The 14,185-nt window shown below is 70.8% G+C and carries 11 protein-coding genes; 1 reads left to right on the forward strand and 10 read right to left on the reverse strand.

Going from position 1 to position 14,185, the window contains the following annotated elements:
• Positions 1 to 34: 34 nt before the first annotated feature.
• From ACWD3E_RS23110 to ACWD3E_RS23155, 10 genes are all read right to left on the reverse strand, one after another.
• The gene (locus ACWD3E_RS23110; protein WP_451389440.1) at positions 35 to 1,384 is read right to left on the reverse strand and encodes a phosphomannomutase/phosphoglucomutase; all 1,350 of its coding nucleotides are present in this window, start codon (positions 1,382 to 1,384) and stop codon (positions 35 to 37) included.
• Between the two features lie 40 nt (positions 1,385 to 1,424).
• On the reverse strand, positions 1,425 to 2,189 hold the full coding sequence (locus ACWD3E_RS23115) for a nucleotidyltransferase family protein (protein ID WP_451389441.1): 765 nt from the start codon (positions 2,187 to 2,189) through the stop codon (positions 1,425 to 1,427).
• 27 nt (positions 2,190 to 2,216) lie between these two features.
• Positions 2,217 to 3,092 (reverse strand): polysaccharide lyase, encoded by an 876-nt coding sequence (locus ACWD3E_RS23120; protein ID WP_451389442.1) that lies wholly within the window; start codon positions 3,090 to 3,092, stop codon positions 2,217 to 2,219.
• 80 nt (positions 3,093 to 3,172) lie between these two features.
• Positions 3,173 to 5,212: a right-handed parallel beta-helix repeat-containing protein gene (locus ACWD3E_RS23125; protein ID WP_451389443.1), complete on the reverse strand. Its 2,040-nt coding sequence runs from the start codon at positions 5,210 to 5,212 to the stop codon at positions 3,173 to 3,175.
• Between the two features lie 253 nt (positions 5,213 to 5,465).
• Complete coding sequence (locus tag ACWD3E_RS23130; protein WP_451389444.1) at positions 5,466 to 7,292, reverse strand: right-handed parallel beta-helix repeat-containing protein; 1,827 nt, start codon at positions 7,290 to 7,292, stop codon at positions 5,466 to 5,468.
• A complete protein-coding gene (locus ACWD3E_RS23135) occupies positions 7,289 to 8,518 on the reverse strand; it encodes a glycosyltransferase (RefSeq protein WP_451389445.1) in 1,230 nt (409 codons plus the stop codon). Before ACWD3E_RS23135 ends, ACWD3E_RS23130 begins: the two co-directional genes overlap by 4 nt.
• Positions 8,519 to 8,632: 114 nt before the next feature.
• Positions 8,633 to 9,520, reverse strand: coding sequence for a 2-dehydropantoate 2-reductase N-terminal domain-containing protein (locus tag ACWD3E_RS23140; RefSeq protein ID WP_451389446.1), 888 nt, complete (start codon positions 9,518 to 9,520; stop codon positions 8,633 to 8,635).
• A 502-nt stretch (positions 9,521 to 10,022) separates the two neighbouring features.
• Positions 10,023 to 10,754: a Mut7-C RNAse domain-containing protein gene (locus ACWD3E_RS23145; RefSeq protein ID WP_451389447.1), complete on the reverse strand. Its 732-nt coding sequence runs from the start codon at positions 10,752 to 10,754 to the stop codon at positions 10,023 to 10,025.
• A 108-nt stretch (positions 10,755 to 10,862) separates the two neighbouring features.
• The gene (locus tag ACWD3E_RS23150) at positions 10,863 to 12,917 is read right to left on the reverse strand and encodes a thioredoxin domain-containing protein (RefSeq protein WP_451389448.1); all 2,055 of its coding nucleotides are present in this window, start codon (positions 12,915 to 12,917) and stop codon (positions 10,863 to 10,865) included.
• Complete coding sequence (locus tag ACWD3E_RS23155; RefSeq protein WP_451389449.1) at positions 12,898 to 13,488, reverse strand: ArsR/SmtB family transcription factor; 591 nt, start codon at positions 13,486 to 13,488, stop codon at positions 12,898 to 12,900. Before ACWD3E_RS23155 ends, ACWD3E_RS23150 begins: the two co-directional genes overlap by 20 nt.
• 199 nt (positions 13,489 to 13,687) lie before the next feature.
• On the opposite strand from ACWD3E_RS23155, the gene ACWD3E_RS23160 reads away from it, so the two are divergent.
• The gene (locus ACWD3E_RS23160) at positions 13,688 to 14,113 is read left to right on the forward strand and encodes a hypothetical protein (protein WP_451389450.1); all 426 of its coding nucleotides are present in this window, start codon (positions 13,688 to 13,690) and stop codon (positions 14,111 to 14,113) included.
• The last annotated feature ends 72 nt before the right edge of the window (positions 14,114 to 14,185 follow it).

Below are 14,185 nucleotides of genomic sequence, written 5' to 3' on the forward strand. Positions count from 1 at the left end.
TGCGGCGGACCGCCCGGCGCGCAGGTCGTCGCCGTCAGCCGCGCACCAGGGCGAGCACCCGGTCGCGCAGCTCGTCGACTGCCTCCTGGACGGGTGCCTCGACGTTCAGCCGCAGCAGGGGCTCGGTGTTCGAGGGCCGCAGATTGAACCAGCGGCCGTCGCCCAGGTCCACGGTGAGCCCGTCCAGCCGGTCGGTGGTGACGCCGTCCCCGCGGTATGCGGCCTCGACCAGGTCCAGCGTGCCGGCCACGTCGGCGACCACCGAGTTGATCTCGCCGGAGGCCGCGTAGCGGGAGTAGTCGGCGACGAGCTCGGACAGCGGGCGGTCCTGCTCCCCGAGGGCGGCCAGCACATGGAGGGCGGTCAGCATGCCGGTGTCGGCGCGCCAGAAGTCCCGGAAGTAGTAGTGGCCGGAGTGCTCGCCGCCGAAGACGGCGTCGTGCTCGGCCATCGCGGCCTTCATGAACGAATGGCCGACCCGGGAACGCACCGGGGTGCCGCCGTGCTCGCGGACGATCTCGATGGCAGCCGCGGAGGTGATCACGTTGTGTACGACGGCCGAGCCCGGGTGGCGGGCCAGTTCACGGGCCGCGACCAGGCCGACGACCGCCGAGGGGGACACCGCCTCACCCCGCTCGTCCACGAAGAAGCAGCGGTCGGCGTCGCCGTCGAAGGCGAGGCCGATGTCGGCTCCGGCCGCGCGGACGCGGGCCTGGAGGTCGACCAGGTTCTTCGGGTCCAGCGGGTTCGCCTCGTGGTTCGGGAAGCTGCCGTCGAGTTCGAAGTACAGGGGGACGACGTCGACCGGCAGCCCGTCGAAGACGGCCGGGACGGTGTGGCCGGCCATGCCGTTGCCGGCGTCCACGACGGCGGTCAGACGGCGGTTGCCCTTGAGCGGGACGAGGGCGTTCAGATGGGCGGCGTAGTCGCCGAGCAGGTCCCGGGAGGTGGTGGTGCCGGGGTGGGCAGCCGCCGGCGGGATGTCGTCGGCCTCCAGCCAGGACCGGATCTGCACCAGCCCGGAGCCCTCCCCGATGGGTGCCGCTCCGGCCCGGCACAGCTTGATGCCGTTGTCCTTGGCCGGGTTGTGGCTGGCGGTGATCATCACGCCGGGCAGGTCGAGGCTTCCGGAGGCGTAGTAGAGGTAGTCGGTGGAGCCGAGCCCGGCGTCCACGACGTCCGCCCCGGCCGCATTCGCCCCGGCTGCGAACGCCGCCGCCAGCTCCGGGCTGCTGTCGCGCATGTCGCGGGCGATCACGATCCGCGGCGCGTCGGTGAGCCGGACGAAGAGGGCGCCGGCCTTGCGGGCCAGGCCGGCGTTCAGCTGTGCGGGGACCTCGCCGCGGATGTCGTAGGCCTTGACGAGACGGGAGTAATCGGGCAAGGGAAACCCTTTCGTTGTCGGTGTGGGTCCAAGACCTTGTCTAGGCCGGGACGGCGCGGACCCAGCCGAACGCCGTGATCTCCTTCGTCGCCGTCTTCAGGTCCTTGGCGTTGTCCACCCCGCGCCAGTACCCGTTGATCCGGTACGCCGACAGCCGGCCCTGCGTCGCCAGCTCGGGGAAGGTGGTGTCCTCGTGGTCGCCCAGGTCCGGCAGCAGCGCGGTGACCTCGGGCTCGAACAGGTACACGCCCGCGTTGATCCAGTGCGGCAGCACCGGCGCCTCGGTGAAGCTCGTCACCCGGTCGGAGTGGGTCAACTCCACGATCCCGTACGGCGACTTCAGCGGCGTGACCGCCAGCGTGGCGAGCGCGTCGCGCTCGACGTGCGCCCGCGCCAGGTCGCGCAGCGAGAAACGGGTGAGGATGTCGCCGTTCAGGCCCGCCCACCGCTCCCCGGGGAACGGGAGATGGGCGGCGGCGTACTTCAGGCCGCCGCCGCGGCCGAGCGGCTCGTCCTCGACGACGACCTGTACGTGCAGCGGGAGCTGGTTCCGGTCCACGTACTCGCGCAGCACGTCGGCCTTGTAGCCGCAGGAGATGACGACCTCCTCGATGCCCTCGGCCGCCAGCCAGTGCGCCTGGTGCTCGAAAAGGGGCCGTCCGGCCACCTCCACCAGGGCCTTGGGGATGTGGTCGGTGTAGGGGCGCAGCCTGCTGGCCTGGCCTCCGGCGAGGATGACGGCCTGCCGGACGTGCGAGCCGCCCCAGCCGGTGATGGCGAGAGCCGTGTCATGGGTGGTGGTCATGGTGGGATCTCTCCTAGGACGAGATGTTCAGATGCCGGACAACGGGTTGATCGGCCGGTCGGACACGGCGAACGCCGCGAAGTCGGCGTACTGCGAACGCGGTGTCGCCCAGGTCGCGTCGCTGCCGCCGAAGAAGGTCGAGAACAGCACCCCCTCGATGCCCAGCCGGTCGGTGGTCCGGAATTCCAGGCCGCCTCGGTTCAGCACCTGACGGCCATTGACGAAGACGGTCACAGAGCCGTCGAGGCTGCCTGGCCGGTTGAGGTGTACGGCCTGTTCGACGCAGGTCCAGCGGCCGAGCGGCCAGCTCCAGGAGCCGCGGCCGAGCGAGGTGCCGTGCTCGACCGACGTCGGCAGGTAGGCGTAGACCTCGGCGGCGCCGTGCGCGCGCCACATGTAGCGGGTGGACAGCCCGTTCTCGCCGTCGGGGATGCGGCGGCCACTGGTCACCGTCCCGCCGTAGAGGCCGGGCAGCTTGCCGCCCTTGACGAAGTCGAAGTCGTCCGGGAACCGCACGTAGTACCGCAGGTGGAGGAAGTCGACGGGGCCGGAGCGCAGCTTCAGGTAGAGCTGCGCCCCTCCCTGGGGCCGGCCGTACTGCCGCATCACGGTGGGACTGGCGGAACGTGCCGGGTAGTGCACGCGCAGCAGGCGGCCCAGCGTCGGGTGGCTTCCCGGCAGGAACACGGCGCGGGAGAGGCCGAACGAACCACCTGGGCGCGCCGTCAGCCGGGGGCCGAAGAAGCGGGCCGCAGCGGACAGGTTCGCGCTCAGCGAGTCGGCCGAGCCGGAGGAGCGGACCGGGGATGCGGATGTCCGCGTCCCCGGTCCGGAGGAGCAGGCGGCAAGGCCCGTACCGATCATCGCGGCCCCTGTGGCCGTGACGAACTGCCGTCTACGCATTGCCTCTGCTCTCCATCTCCTGGTGTGGAACTGTCGGTCTGCGGGTCAGCCCGCTCTGTGAAGTCGCTCGGGAAGGTCGCTCAACTCGCGCTCACGATCTGGTAGTCCACCTCCCTCTTCGTGCCCGGCACCGTGTGCAGGGTGAGGGTGCCGTCGGCCGCGGCCGTGCCGGTGGCGAGCGTGGCGCCGCCGGCCGTCAGCGCGTACCGCGTGCCGGGCGTCAGCCGGGTGGCGGTGAAGGCCAGGTTGGTGCCGGCGATACCGGGCGCGACCAGGACCTCGTACGCTCCGGCGCCGGAGGGCACCCGGCCGGTCGCGGTGCCGGACGCGGGCACCACCCCGACCGACTGCGGGGTCACGCTCACCGCGGAGGTGCCGACGGCGGCGGCCGTCAGCGTCGCCGAGCTCCCGGTCGCGGAGGGGGCGAGCTGCGTGGTGACGGCCGGGTAGCCGCTCACCTTGTAGACGGTGCCGCCGGAGCCGGTGAAGGACGCCGAACTGACCGAGTCCACGGCCACCTTCGTGGCCTGCTTGATGTCCTTGAACGTCATGTCGCCCGGCGTGACGGAGTCGCCCTTCACCGAGTACGTCAGCGAGGTGGGCACGGTGTTGCGGGAGAACACCGTGCCCGTGCTCCACTGCGTCAGCACACCGGAGGAGAACGTGCCGGTGAAGGTGTTGCCGGAGAACACCGTCCCGTCGGTCTGGTTCAGCTTGATCGCGTTGCTCGCGGTCGTGTCGAAGGTGTTACTGGTGAAGGTCAGGCCGGTCGGCCTGCCGGTGCTGTTGGTGTACGCCGGGTCGTCCGAGCCCTCGTAGGCGAAGACCGCGTACTGGCTGCTGTCCGTCACCGTGTTGCGGGTCGTGGTGATGTCCGTCGAGCCGACGCTGTAGCGCAGGCCGTACTTCGCGCCGGTGATCCGGTTGTTGCGGATGGTGTCGCCGCTGCTGTCGAAGACCGCGATGCCGGCGCCGTTGGGCTGGTCGTGGACGTAGTTGTTCTCGATGACGGAATCGGTGACTCCACGGTGAATCATGATGCCGTGGATCTGGTTGTCCGAGGGGTCGTCGTCGCCGACCGGCGTGTACGGCGGAATGCCGTTGTGATCAGCCTCGTTGTAGGCGATCTCCAGGTGGTCGCACCGCTGTGAACAGATGATCCCGTGGTCGCCGTTGTCGTGCGCGTGGTTGTGGGTGATCGTCAGGTAGTCGGAGTCGTCGTGCGGATCGAGCCCGTACATGACGTTGTGGTCGTACTCGTTGCCGGTGAAGTGCATGGCGTACGCGTTGAACGTGTACGTGCCCATGAAGTTGTCGTGGAACCGGCTGTTGGTCTCCGAGCCGTAGACGTTCAGCGCCGCGCAGACGTTCAGGTGCGTGGCGTCGCAGCCGCGGCCCTTGTAGGACACGCCGTAGCTCTCGGCGTCGTGGAAGCCGAGGTAACCGAGGTCGCTGTCCTTGATGTCCATCCGCGACTCGCGGGGCGTGCCGTCGGTGTCGAGGTACGAGACCGCTCGGATGAACGCACGCGCCCGTGCGTCGGACGGGGCGCCCACGGGCAGGTACGGGTCCTTGTCCGGGGCGCCGGTCGCGTCGTCCCACGAGGTGATGTCGACCTTGTCGATGTCGATGCCGCCGTACTGCGCGGTGATGACGCTGACGTGGGTGGCGACGTTGTCCGACAGGCTGCGCAGCCGCAGGGTGTCGACATCGCCGCCCACCGAGGTGCCGTGCAGCGTGAGGGTGGCGCCGTTCTGGACGTCCAGGTCCGCGCTGAGTTCCCAGGTGTTGGTCGCGGGGTCCGTCTCGGCGAGGGGCGCGGCCGGGCACAGGGCGTCGATGTCGGACAGGCTCACGGTGCCGGAGGTGACGTAGATGGTGTTGCTGCTGGCGACGTAGCGGACCTGGCCGGTGCACGAGGCGGCCTGGGCCGTCGCTCCGGCCAGCACCACCGAACCGGTGAGCAGGGTGAGGACGGTGAGGGCGGCGGGGAGGCGGTGGGCGCGGCGGCCCGTGGGGATACCGCTCCCGGCCTGCCGGGTGAGGAGGTGCGGCGGGTGACTCGCCCGTGGCCTGTCGGCCGGGGCGATGGCGTCCGGGGTGCGTGGCTGGTCGTTCATGCGGGCTCCTGTCCCGCCGTTCCGCGCTGAACGGCGGAGTTGCGTGTGCGGTGGGGAGACGGGCGGAGCGCGTGCCGGGAGGATCCCCGGCCGCCCGGTGGTGCGCGCCGTGTCCGACGGAACGGTGCGCTGTCCGCCCGTGGCCGGCCGTCTCTCGTGCGGCGGCGGCCACGGTGGCCTCTTCGGCGGGGCGGGCCGGTGGTGGCCCGGTAACCAGTCCCTCCCGGTCACCGGGCCTCCCCGCACTCGCGGGTCATGCGGTGTTCCGCACGTGGGCCGCCACCTGGGGCCGCGGTGTCCTGCGGTGGCGGACCTGGTGGATGGTCTGCAGCACGACGGCGAGGGTGAGCGCGACCAGCGCCGCGAACCCGAGCCAGGGGAACGGCGGCAGGGTCACCTCGGTGTGCCCGAGCCGCTTGATCGTGCCGTCCCCGGAGAGGGCGATGGGCGCCCGGACCCGCGAGTCCTCGATGCTCATCCACGCACCGTCGTCCGCCTGTATGCCCTTGCGCTCGGCCAGGATGTCCAGGCCCTTTCCGGTGGCGTGCACTCCCGCGGCCAGGTGCACTCCCCGGCGGACACCGCTCACGTCGAGCGTGTCCAGGCTGGCGGCTGCGCCGAGATCGACGGCCGTGGTGGCGCCGGAGACGGACCCTCCGGTGACCGTCAGGCCCGGAGAAGCGGAGGCCAGGCCCTTGCTGGAGGTGCCGCTGATCCGGACGCCGGACAGGGCGACGTTCTTGGTGGTGCCGGAGGCGGTGACCCCGGCACGGCCGCCGCGGACGACGACGCCGTCCAGCGCGACCTGGCGGGCGCGCCCGTAGACCGCGATGCCGGTGCCGGCCCCGGTGACGGTCGTGCCGTGCACCCGGACGTCGGGGCCGTCGATCGCGATGCCCCGGTCGAAGCCGTCGATCGTGCCGCCGGTGACGGTGGCACCGGCGATGTCCGCGGCGAGCGCCACCCCGGCACCGCTGTCGCCGCCGTCGAGCCGCGCGTCTCGTACGGTCACCCGGGCATCCGGGCCGGAGACGCTGATCGCGGTGGGCGCACCGTCCACCACGGCCTTGGCGACGGTGCAGGAGACGCAGGAGGCCAGCCGGACACCGTCGCCGGCGTCGTGGCGTGAGGCGGTGCCGGTGAGGGTGAGGCCGTGCTGGGCGGTGGCCTTGATCCCGGCACCCTTGCTGTTGCTGGTGGTGACGCCGGACAGGCTGCGGCCGTCGGTGCCGCCGACGGCCACGCCGTTGCCGCCGCTGCCCTCGACGGTCAGGCCGCGTACGGCGGTGCCCCGGTCGCCGGCCAGTACGACGCCGTCCTGGGCGGAGTCCTTGACGGTGACCTTGTTCAGGGTCACGCCGGTGGCCCCGCTGAGCCGCAGGCCGGTGCGGTCGCCCTGGAACGTCGAGCCGGTGGCGGACCCGCCGCTCGCCCGGCCCCAGGTGACCCCGGACTCCCGGGGCGCGGCGTCGCCCGCCCGGCCGAAGCCCTTCACCGTGGTGTCACTGATCGTCATGCTGCCGCCCGCACCCATGGCGAGGTACGGGCGTCCGGCCAGGTCCGCGGGGGCCGGGCTGGTCCCGTCCTCGGTGGCGGAGGCCAGGGTGACGCCGTCGATGTCGAGGGTGGCCTGGCTTCCGCTGATCCAGGTGCCGGAGGCGGCGGTCTTCCCGGCGGTCAGCAGCACGGTGGACGTGTGGTGGCCGATCCGCAGAGTGGTGCGGGGAGTGAGCAGCACGGCCGCGTTGATCCTGACGGTGGTCGGCTCGCCCTCCTTCACCGGCGCGTAACCGACCCATTCACGGCCGGCGTTGGCGGCCAGCCAGCTGAGCGGAAGCGGTCCGTACGGCGGGTTCAGCCGACGCACGACGGTGCCCTGCCTGACCAGCGCGACCGTGCCGGGCCTGATCACCATGAGCCGGTCCGGGCTGCCGCTGCGCTGCCAGGCGGCGACGTCCGGGTCGGTGCCGGTGGCACCGGCGGCGTGGGCGGCGGGTGCGACGGCGGCCAGCACGGCGACCGCGGCGAGGGCGGTGCGTGCGACGCGGCCTGCGCGTGCGACGCGGGTGACGGGGCTCATGCGGCGGCCTCCGCCCCGGTGGTCTGCGTGGTCCGGACGACGACGCCGTTCTCCACGGACACCTGGCGCGTCAGCCAGCGCTGCTTGCGGATCGTGGCGAGGGCACAGAGCTTGACGACGGCCATCACGAAGGAGATCGCTACGAATCCGGGCACCAGGAGGAGTGACGACGGCTTGCGCACGAGGTGCGGCAGGATCTTCATCGACCGGCTCACCCACCACCAGCCGAACAGACAGGCGACGAAGAACCAGTCCTGGCGGATGATCGCCCAGGTCATGAAGAACGGGGAGAACAGCAGGGTGAAGCTGCTGACCCCCTTGTCGATCATGGTGTAGGCGAGGAAGGGATGCCGCCAGACCCAGCGGCTCGACAGCGCCCTCAGGTCCGAGCGCCAGGTGTTGCGGGCCCAGCGCAGCCGCTGCTTGACGAAGATCCGCAACGTGCCGGGGAAGGTCGACCACACGCGGGCGGAGCGCTGCATGTAGGTGAGGTGACCGCGTTCCAGGATCAGCGTGGTCAGCCGCTTGTCGTCGCCGGACATGCAGGGGACGCCCCAGAACGACTCCTGCATGAAGTCCTCGGAGATCTCCAGCAGCAGTTCGCGCCGGTAGACGGCGGTGCGCCCGGACAGACACGAGACGGCCCGGCCCATGACGGTCTGCGCGGCGTTCTCGTCGAAGTACCGGTAGTCCAGGTACATGTCGTTGACCCGCTGCAGGAAGCCCTTGGGGTTGTAGACGTTCTGCCGGGTCCCCACCCCGCCGATCCGGGGATCGGCGAAGGGCTTGCAGACCTCCTGGGCGACGTCGTGCGCCCAGATGGTGTCGGAGTCGACCAGCGCCACCAGGTCGGTGGAGCACGCCTCCCACCCCTTGCGCAGGGCGTCGCGCTTGCCGGGCACGTCGGTGATGACGACGGTGACGGGATAGCGCGCCGCGATGTCCTGACAGGCCTTGTCGGTGACGTCGATGACCAGGACGACCTCGTCCACTTCGTTCGCCAGCCACGACTCGATCGCGTGGGCGAAGATCTCCGGGTCCTCCTGGTACACCGGCACGACGACGCTGAGCGGCAGGGAGTGGTCGTTCTTCACGGGCTGGTAGAGAGCCGCGGGTGCGCGCCGGAGGAGCCAGCAGGTCCAGCGGACCAGGCCGAGTATGCCCAGCGGCAGATAGACGAGGTAGTACCGGAAGTCCAGCAGGGTGTTGTCGATGAGTCCGCTCATGGGCCTGTTCTCACTGAATGCCTCGGGTGTCTGACGACCTGCGCTGCCGCGCCGTCGTGCGGCAGCGCAGGAAAGTGCCGTCCGGTCGGAGCCGGCCTGATCCGGAGGAAGGCCCTAGGCGGTGAGGGCCTCCGCCTCCAGTTCGGCCACCTCGGCGAGCTTGTCGTTCACCGCGACGACCGCCTTGAGCAGCGGCATCTCGACGCCGATCGAGGAGGCGAGGCCGAGAAAGCCCTGGGTGTCCTTCGGGAGGCAGACGCCGCCGTACGGGGCGCCGCCCCGGATGCCGTAGGACGGGTTGTAGGAGGCCTCGGCCGAGCGGGCCACGGTCTGCGCGATGGGGTCGAGGTCGATGCCGAGGTGCTGTCCCACCAGCCACATCTCGTTCCAGAAGCTGATCTTCGTGGCGTTGTAGATGTTGTGCGCGCACTTGACGAACTCGGCCTCGGCCGGGTTCGAGAACATGCGCGTCTCGCCGCCGAAGGGCGCCAGCAGTTCGGCAAGCCGCTCCCGGGTACGGACGCTGCGCGAGGCGATGACGGTCATCCACGGATGGCGGAAGTCCTCGACGGCGGTGGCCGCGCGGAGGAACTCCGGGTTGCTGGCGAGGGAGAAGCCCTCGCCGACGGTTTTGCCGGAGTGCTTCTCCAGCAGGGGCTGCACGAGGCCCTCGGCCGTGCCCGGCGGAACCGTGGAGCGGACGACGACGGTGTGCGTGTCGTCGGCGTCGGCCAGCGCCTCGCCCACCGAGGCGGTGCCCGCCTCGAAGGCGGACAGGTCATAGCGGTGGCCGACGTTGGGAGTGGGGAGCGTGAGGAAAAGGAACGCGTCCTGCTCCGCCCTGAGATCCAGTTCGTCGCGCGCGTCCAGGCCCTGGGAGCGCAGGTAGTCGAGACGCTGCGGCGCCACGTCGATGAAGGTCACCTGGTGCCCGGCGTGGAGGAACCCCTTGCCCGTGGCCGTACCGACGACACCGGAGCCAACAATGAAGATCCTGGTCATGTGAATCTTCTCCTTTTCGAATTCGGGCGCACAAAGCACACGCGAATGCGGAAGCGGGATACGGAAGTCCGATGGCAGAGAAAGGTGCGGCCCCACGAAAAAAATGCAATGGCGACCGCCGGAAAACCGCACCGAGCAACACAAGTGCAGTTCACCGTGCATTGATGTGAATCCGTCCGACGTCAATGCGCATCCTCGTAAAGCGCATGACCGACGGCGCCGACGGCGCGACAGGACGCCGTCGACTACACCCCCCTCAACCCCCCTGTCATCACTACTGCATCGGGCGCCAATCCCCCAACCGGCGCCCGCCCTTCGAGGTCAGACAGTAAGAGTTATACACGATATCTACACACATGCGGGGGCGAACGCCTGTTAATTTCCCATGACGCAAGTTAAAGGTCGTCCCGCAACTCGCAAAGCCATGCACCGGGCATATGCCAGCGGATAGCAGTGCACCGCGCTGCACGCGGAAAAGGCGAGGTGACGGCAGGGGCGCCGACTAGCCCCGGCTCGGGAACTCGGTGAGGGCGCGCTCCACGATGGCTTCCAGCTGGTCGTGGTGCGCGCCCTTCCAGTAGGCGCGACCGCACTCCCGGCAGCGGGCGAAGACGTCGTACGTCCGCAGCGTGCCGTGCGCGAGCTGGCCGGCGACCTCATCCTTCGTGGCGTCGCACAGCAGACCGTTGCAGGCGGTACACCGCGTCCACGGCCGCAGCTCGGGCGCGAACCGGTCGAGTACATCCCGCAGTTGCTCCTCCGGCCGGGTGTGGTAGACGAACGCGCCCGCCCACAGCTCCCGGCGGCGCAGCAGCCCCCGGTCGCGGCTGAGCATCACCCGGCTCTCGGCGGCGGAGCGCGCGGCGAGGGCCGGGTCGCCGATGTCCGTGGACTCGTACGCGGCATCCACACCGAGCAGCCGCAGCCGGCGGGCGAGGGTGCCGAGGTGGACGTCCAGGAGGAAACGGAGCGGAGCGCCGGGCACCCGCTGCGGGCGCTGCACAGGACGGACCTCGACGCACTCGCCGTCGGCCGGCACATGGGAAGGGGGTGTGACACGGCCGTCCACGACGAGCGCGCCGACCTCGGTCAGCGGCACGCCCAGCGACTCGACGACATGGCCGAGCGAGGAGGCGCCGTCGGTGACGACCTTCGTGGCGCGCCCGCGCCGCCCGTGCGGGACGAAGAGCCCCAGCTCAGGGGCGAACTCGACATGGATCTCCGGCCTGCTCACCTGATCAGGATCCCATGGGGACGGCTCGGGACGCCTGAATTTTCCTCCGGCGGGAGACCCCCTCCCCTTCAGTGGACGAGACGTAGAGGAACCCCTCCCCGATGCGTGTCAGCCGTCGAGCGCGCTGCGCAGCCGCTCCGGATCGGTCGTCGGGGCGTCGCACGTGAAGTTGCGGCAGACGTACGCGGCCGGTTCACTGCCCACGAGCGGCCGGTCTGCAAGCAGTGGGAACTCGCCGCTCTCCGGAGCGCCGACGGCGACGACGGCCCCCGGGGCGTTGGCCAGAAGTGCCGTACGGTGCAGGGCGGCCGTCTTCTCGTCGGTGAGGGACGGACCGACGATCGCGACCTCCTTCGGCCCGTCGAGGAGTGCCTCGGCGACGGCGAGCCCCCAGCCGATGAACCGGGGCACGCGCGGCCCGAGCGCCTTGACGACGCCCAACGCCCGCTCGGCGGCGGTCCGATGCACGTTGACATCAGCCGCTGCCGCGGCGGGCGACCCGGTATGCGCGGCGTAGCCCAGCAGGGCACCGGCCGCGGCGGTCCAGCCGGAGGGCGTGGCGTTGTCGGTGGGGTCCTGGGGGCGGCGGATGAGCCGCTCGGCGTCGGAGGCGGTGTCGTACAGCGCCCCGTTCTCGGGGTCGGTGAAGCGGGCGAGCACATGGTCGAGAAGCAGCCCGGCGAAGTCCAGCCAGACGCCCTCCCCGGTCACGGAGGCGAGCGCAAGGAAGCCTTCGGCGACGTCCGCGTAGTCCTCCAGCACACCGGCGTTGGGGCCGACGCGGCCGTCCCGGCTGGTCCGGGCGAGCCGCGCATGCTCGTCGAGATGCACCCGCACGAGGAGATCGGCGGCGCCGACCGCGGCCTCGACGAGGTCGGGCCGGCCGAAGTAGGCGCCGGTCTCGGCGAGCGCGGCGATCGCGAGCCCGTTCCAGGCGGCGACGACCTTGTCGTCCCGCCCGGGCGCGGGGCGCTCGGCGCGCCGCTCCAGCAGGCGCCGCCGGATGTCCGCAACCTTGGCGGCATCGAACACGCGCTCACTCTGCGGGAGTTGGAGTACGGACTGACCGTGCTCGAAGGTGCCCTCGTCGGTCACCCCGAAGTACGTGGCGGCGAGTTCGGCGTCATCGTCCCCGAGGACCTCGCGGAGCTGCTCGGGCGTCCACACGTAGTACGCGCCCTCGACGTGCCGACCACTGCCGTCATCGCTGTCCGCGTCCAGGGCGGAGGCGAACCCGCCGTCGTTCGTACGCAGTTCACCGACCAGGAAGTCGGCGGTCTCCAGCGCGACCCGGCGCGCGAGATCCGATCCGGTGGCCCGCCACAGATGCGCGTACACCCGGCACAGCAGGGCGTTGTCGTAGAGCATCTTCTCGAAGTGCGGCACGATCCAGTCGCGGTCCACGGAGTACCGCGCGAACCCGCCCCCGAGCTGGTCGTAGATCCCGCCCCGGGCCATCCGCTCACACGTGTCCTGGGCCATCTGCAGCGCACCCTCGGCACCGGTGCGCGCATGGTGCCGCAGCAGGAACTCCAGCACCATGGACGGCGGGAACTTCGGCGCGCCGCCGAATCCGCCGCGCTGCGGGTCGTACTCCCGGGTGAGCCCGAGCAGCGCCTGCGCGAGCTCCTGCTCTCCGGGGACCTCGGCGGCCTGATAGCCGATCTCCCGCTCCGCGAGATCCCGCACGATCTTCCCGGCGACCTCCCCGACCTCGTCCCGCCGGTCGGCCCAGGCCTGCCGGACCCCCTCCAGCACCTGCCGGAAGGAGGGACTGCCGTGCCGGGGCTCGGGCGGGAAGTAGGTGCCGAAGTAGAAGGGTTCGGCGTCCGGGGTGAGAAAGACGGTCATGGGCCAGCCACCGTGCCCGGTGGCCGCCTGGACGGCTTCCATGTAGACGGCGTCGACGTCGGGGCGCTCCTCGCGGTCCACCTTGACGCTGACGAAGTGCTCGTTGAGGTAGTCGGCGGTTGCCTGGTCCTCGAAGGACTCGTGGGCCATGACATGACACCAGTGACAGCTCGAATACCCGACGCTCAGCAGGACGGGCCTGTTCGTCTTGCGGGCCTCGTCGAAGGCTTCGGCCGACCAGGGCCACCAGTCGACGGGGTTGTCGGCGTGCTGGAGCAGATACGGGGACGTCTCATGGGCCAGTCGGTTCACCGTTCCACTCTCCCACGGCCTCCGGCACCGCGTAGAAGCGCATCGAAACCGGGCGCGCCCCCTCGGGTGCCTCCTCGCGCGGGTGGGCGTAGCGGCCCAGCAAGGCGTGGTACTCGCTCATGAACGCGAGCAGTTCCTCCCTGGTCAGCCAGGTGCCGCTGCGCTGGACCTGGGCCCAGCCTTCGGGGCCGCGATACTCCTGGTGGGCGCGGCGGAAGAGGGCGGTGTCGACCTCGATCTTCAGGTGGGCGAGCTGCGCGGCGGCTGCGTACTCCTCGGCGGGCATCGTGACCGGGTCGGGTGTGACGTGGCTGAACGGCAGCGCCCGCCACCAGCGCTCGCGCCCGCCGGACTTCTCCGGGATCTCCTCGATGAGCCGCTGCTCGGCGAGTTTGCGCAGGTGGTAGCTGGTGGTACCGGAGCTTTCGCCGAGTTCGCGGGCGAGGCCCGTGGAGTTCGCCTCGCCGTGCCGGCCGAGGTATTCGAGGATCCGGCGGCGCAGCGGGTTGCCCAGGGACTTGTAGAGCGCGGTGCGCTCCAGGCTGGTCATCTCGGGCATGCCGTCGGTCATGCGGCCACGGTAACCCTGAGAACCCTGAGCCGTCCCTGACCTGTCCCTGATGTCTGCCGAATTTTCTTTGCAGAACTTTCTCGGCGATCTAGCGTTGTGGGTGGGACGACGACCGCCGGAAGACGGCGGATGGCAGACGGCAGACGGCAGACGGCAGACGAACGGCTGAGCGGGGACGGCGATGGGGACGGGGACGGGGATGGTGCGGAAGGCGGCGGTCAAGAGGTGGACGCTGATCCTGCTCGGCGCGGGAGCCGTGCTGCTCGTGCCGTGGATGGTGGTGCTCGCCCTGACCCTCCCGGGCGACGCGGAGGTACGACACTGGTCCCTGGCCTGGATCGGCCTGGACGTCCTCATGGCGGCGGGCTGCGCGGCGACGGCCCTGCTGGGCCTGCGCGGCGACCCCCGCGCCCGCCTCACCGCCTCCGCGACCGCGTCGGTGGCGGTGCTGGACGCCTGGTTCGACATAACGACGGCCCAGGCGGGCACCGCCCTCACCCAGGCCCTGGCCTGCGCGGTCGCGGAGGCGGCCCTGGCCGGTGTCTGTGTACACCTGGCGGTGTCGCCGCGCCGCTCGCCACATGGCGCACGGCAATTCAGCACGAAACCCCCACCTGCCCCCTGATCGCCACCCCTCCCCATCCCGCCGCCCCCGAAGGACACTCGTACGCGGAGGAGTTGCCACCGGAGGGGGACG

The organism is Streptomyces sp. NPDC002676 (genome assembly GCF_053592455.1).

Excerpts from the sequence above, each read along its gene's own strand:
- ACWD3E_RS23115 (WP_451389441.1), bottom strand. The coding sequence starts at position 2,189 with ATGACCACCACCCATGACACGGCTCTCGCCATCACCGGCTGGGGCGGC.
- ACWD3E_RS23120 (WP_451389442.1), bottom strand. The coding sequence starts at position 3,092 with ATGCGTAGACGGCAGTTCGTCACGGCCACAGGGGCCGCGATGATCGGT.
- ACWD3E_RS23125 (WP_451389443.1), bottom strand. The coding sequence starts at position 5,212 with ATGAACGACCAGCCACGCACCCCGGACGCCATCGCCCCGGCCGACAGG.
- ACWD3E_RS23130 (WP_451389444.1), bottom strand. The coding sequence starts at position 7,292 with ATGAGCCCCGTCACCCGCGTCGCACGCGCAGGCCGCGTCGCACGCACC.
- ACWD3E_RS23135 (WP_451389445.1), bottom strand. The coding sequence starts at position 8,518 with ATGAGCGGACTCATCGACAACACCCTGCTGGACTTCCGGTACTACCTC.
- ACWD3E_RS23140 (WP_451389446.1), bottom strand. The coding sequence starts at position 9,520 with ATGACCAGGATCTTCATTGTTGGCTCCGGTGTCGTCGGTACGGCCACG.
- ACWD3E_RS23155 (WP_451389449.1), bottom strand. The coding sequence starts at position 13,488 with ATGACCGACGGCATGCCCGAGATGACCAGCCTGGAGCGCACCGCGCTC.
- ACWD3E_RS23160 (WP_451389450.1), top strand. The coding sequence starts at position 13,688 with ATGGTGCGGAAGGCGGCGGTCAAGAGGTGGACGCTGATCCTGCTCGGC.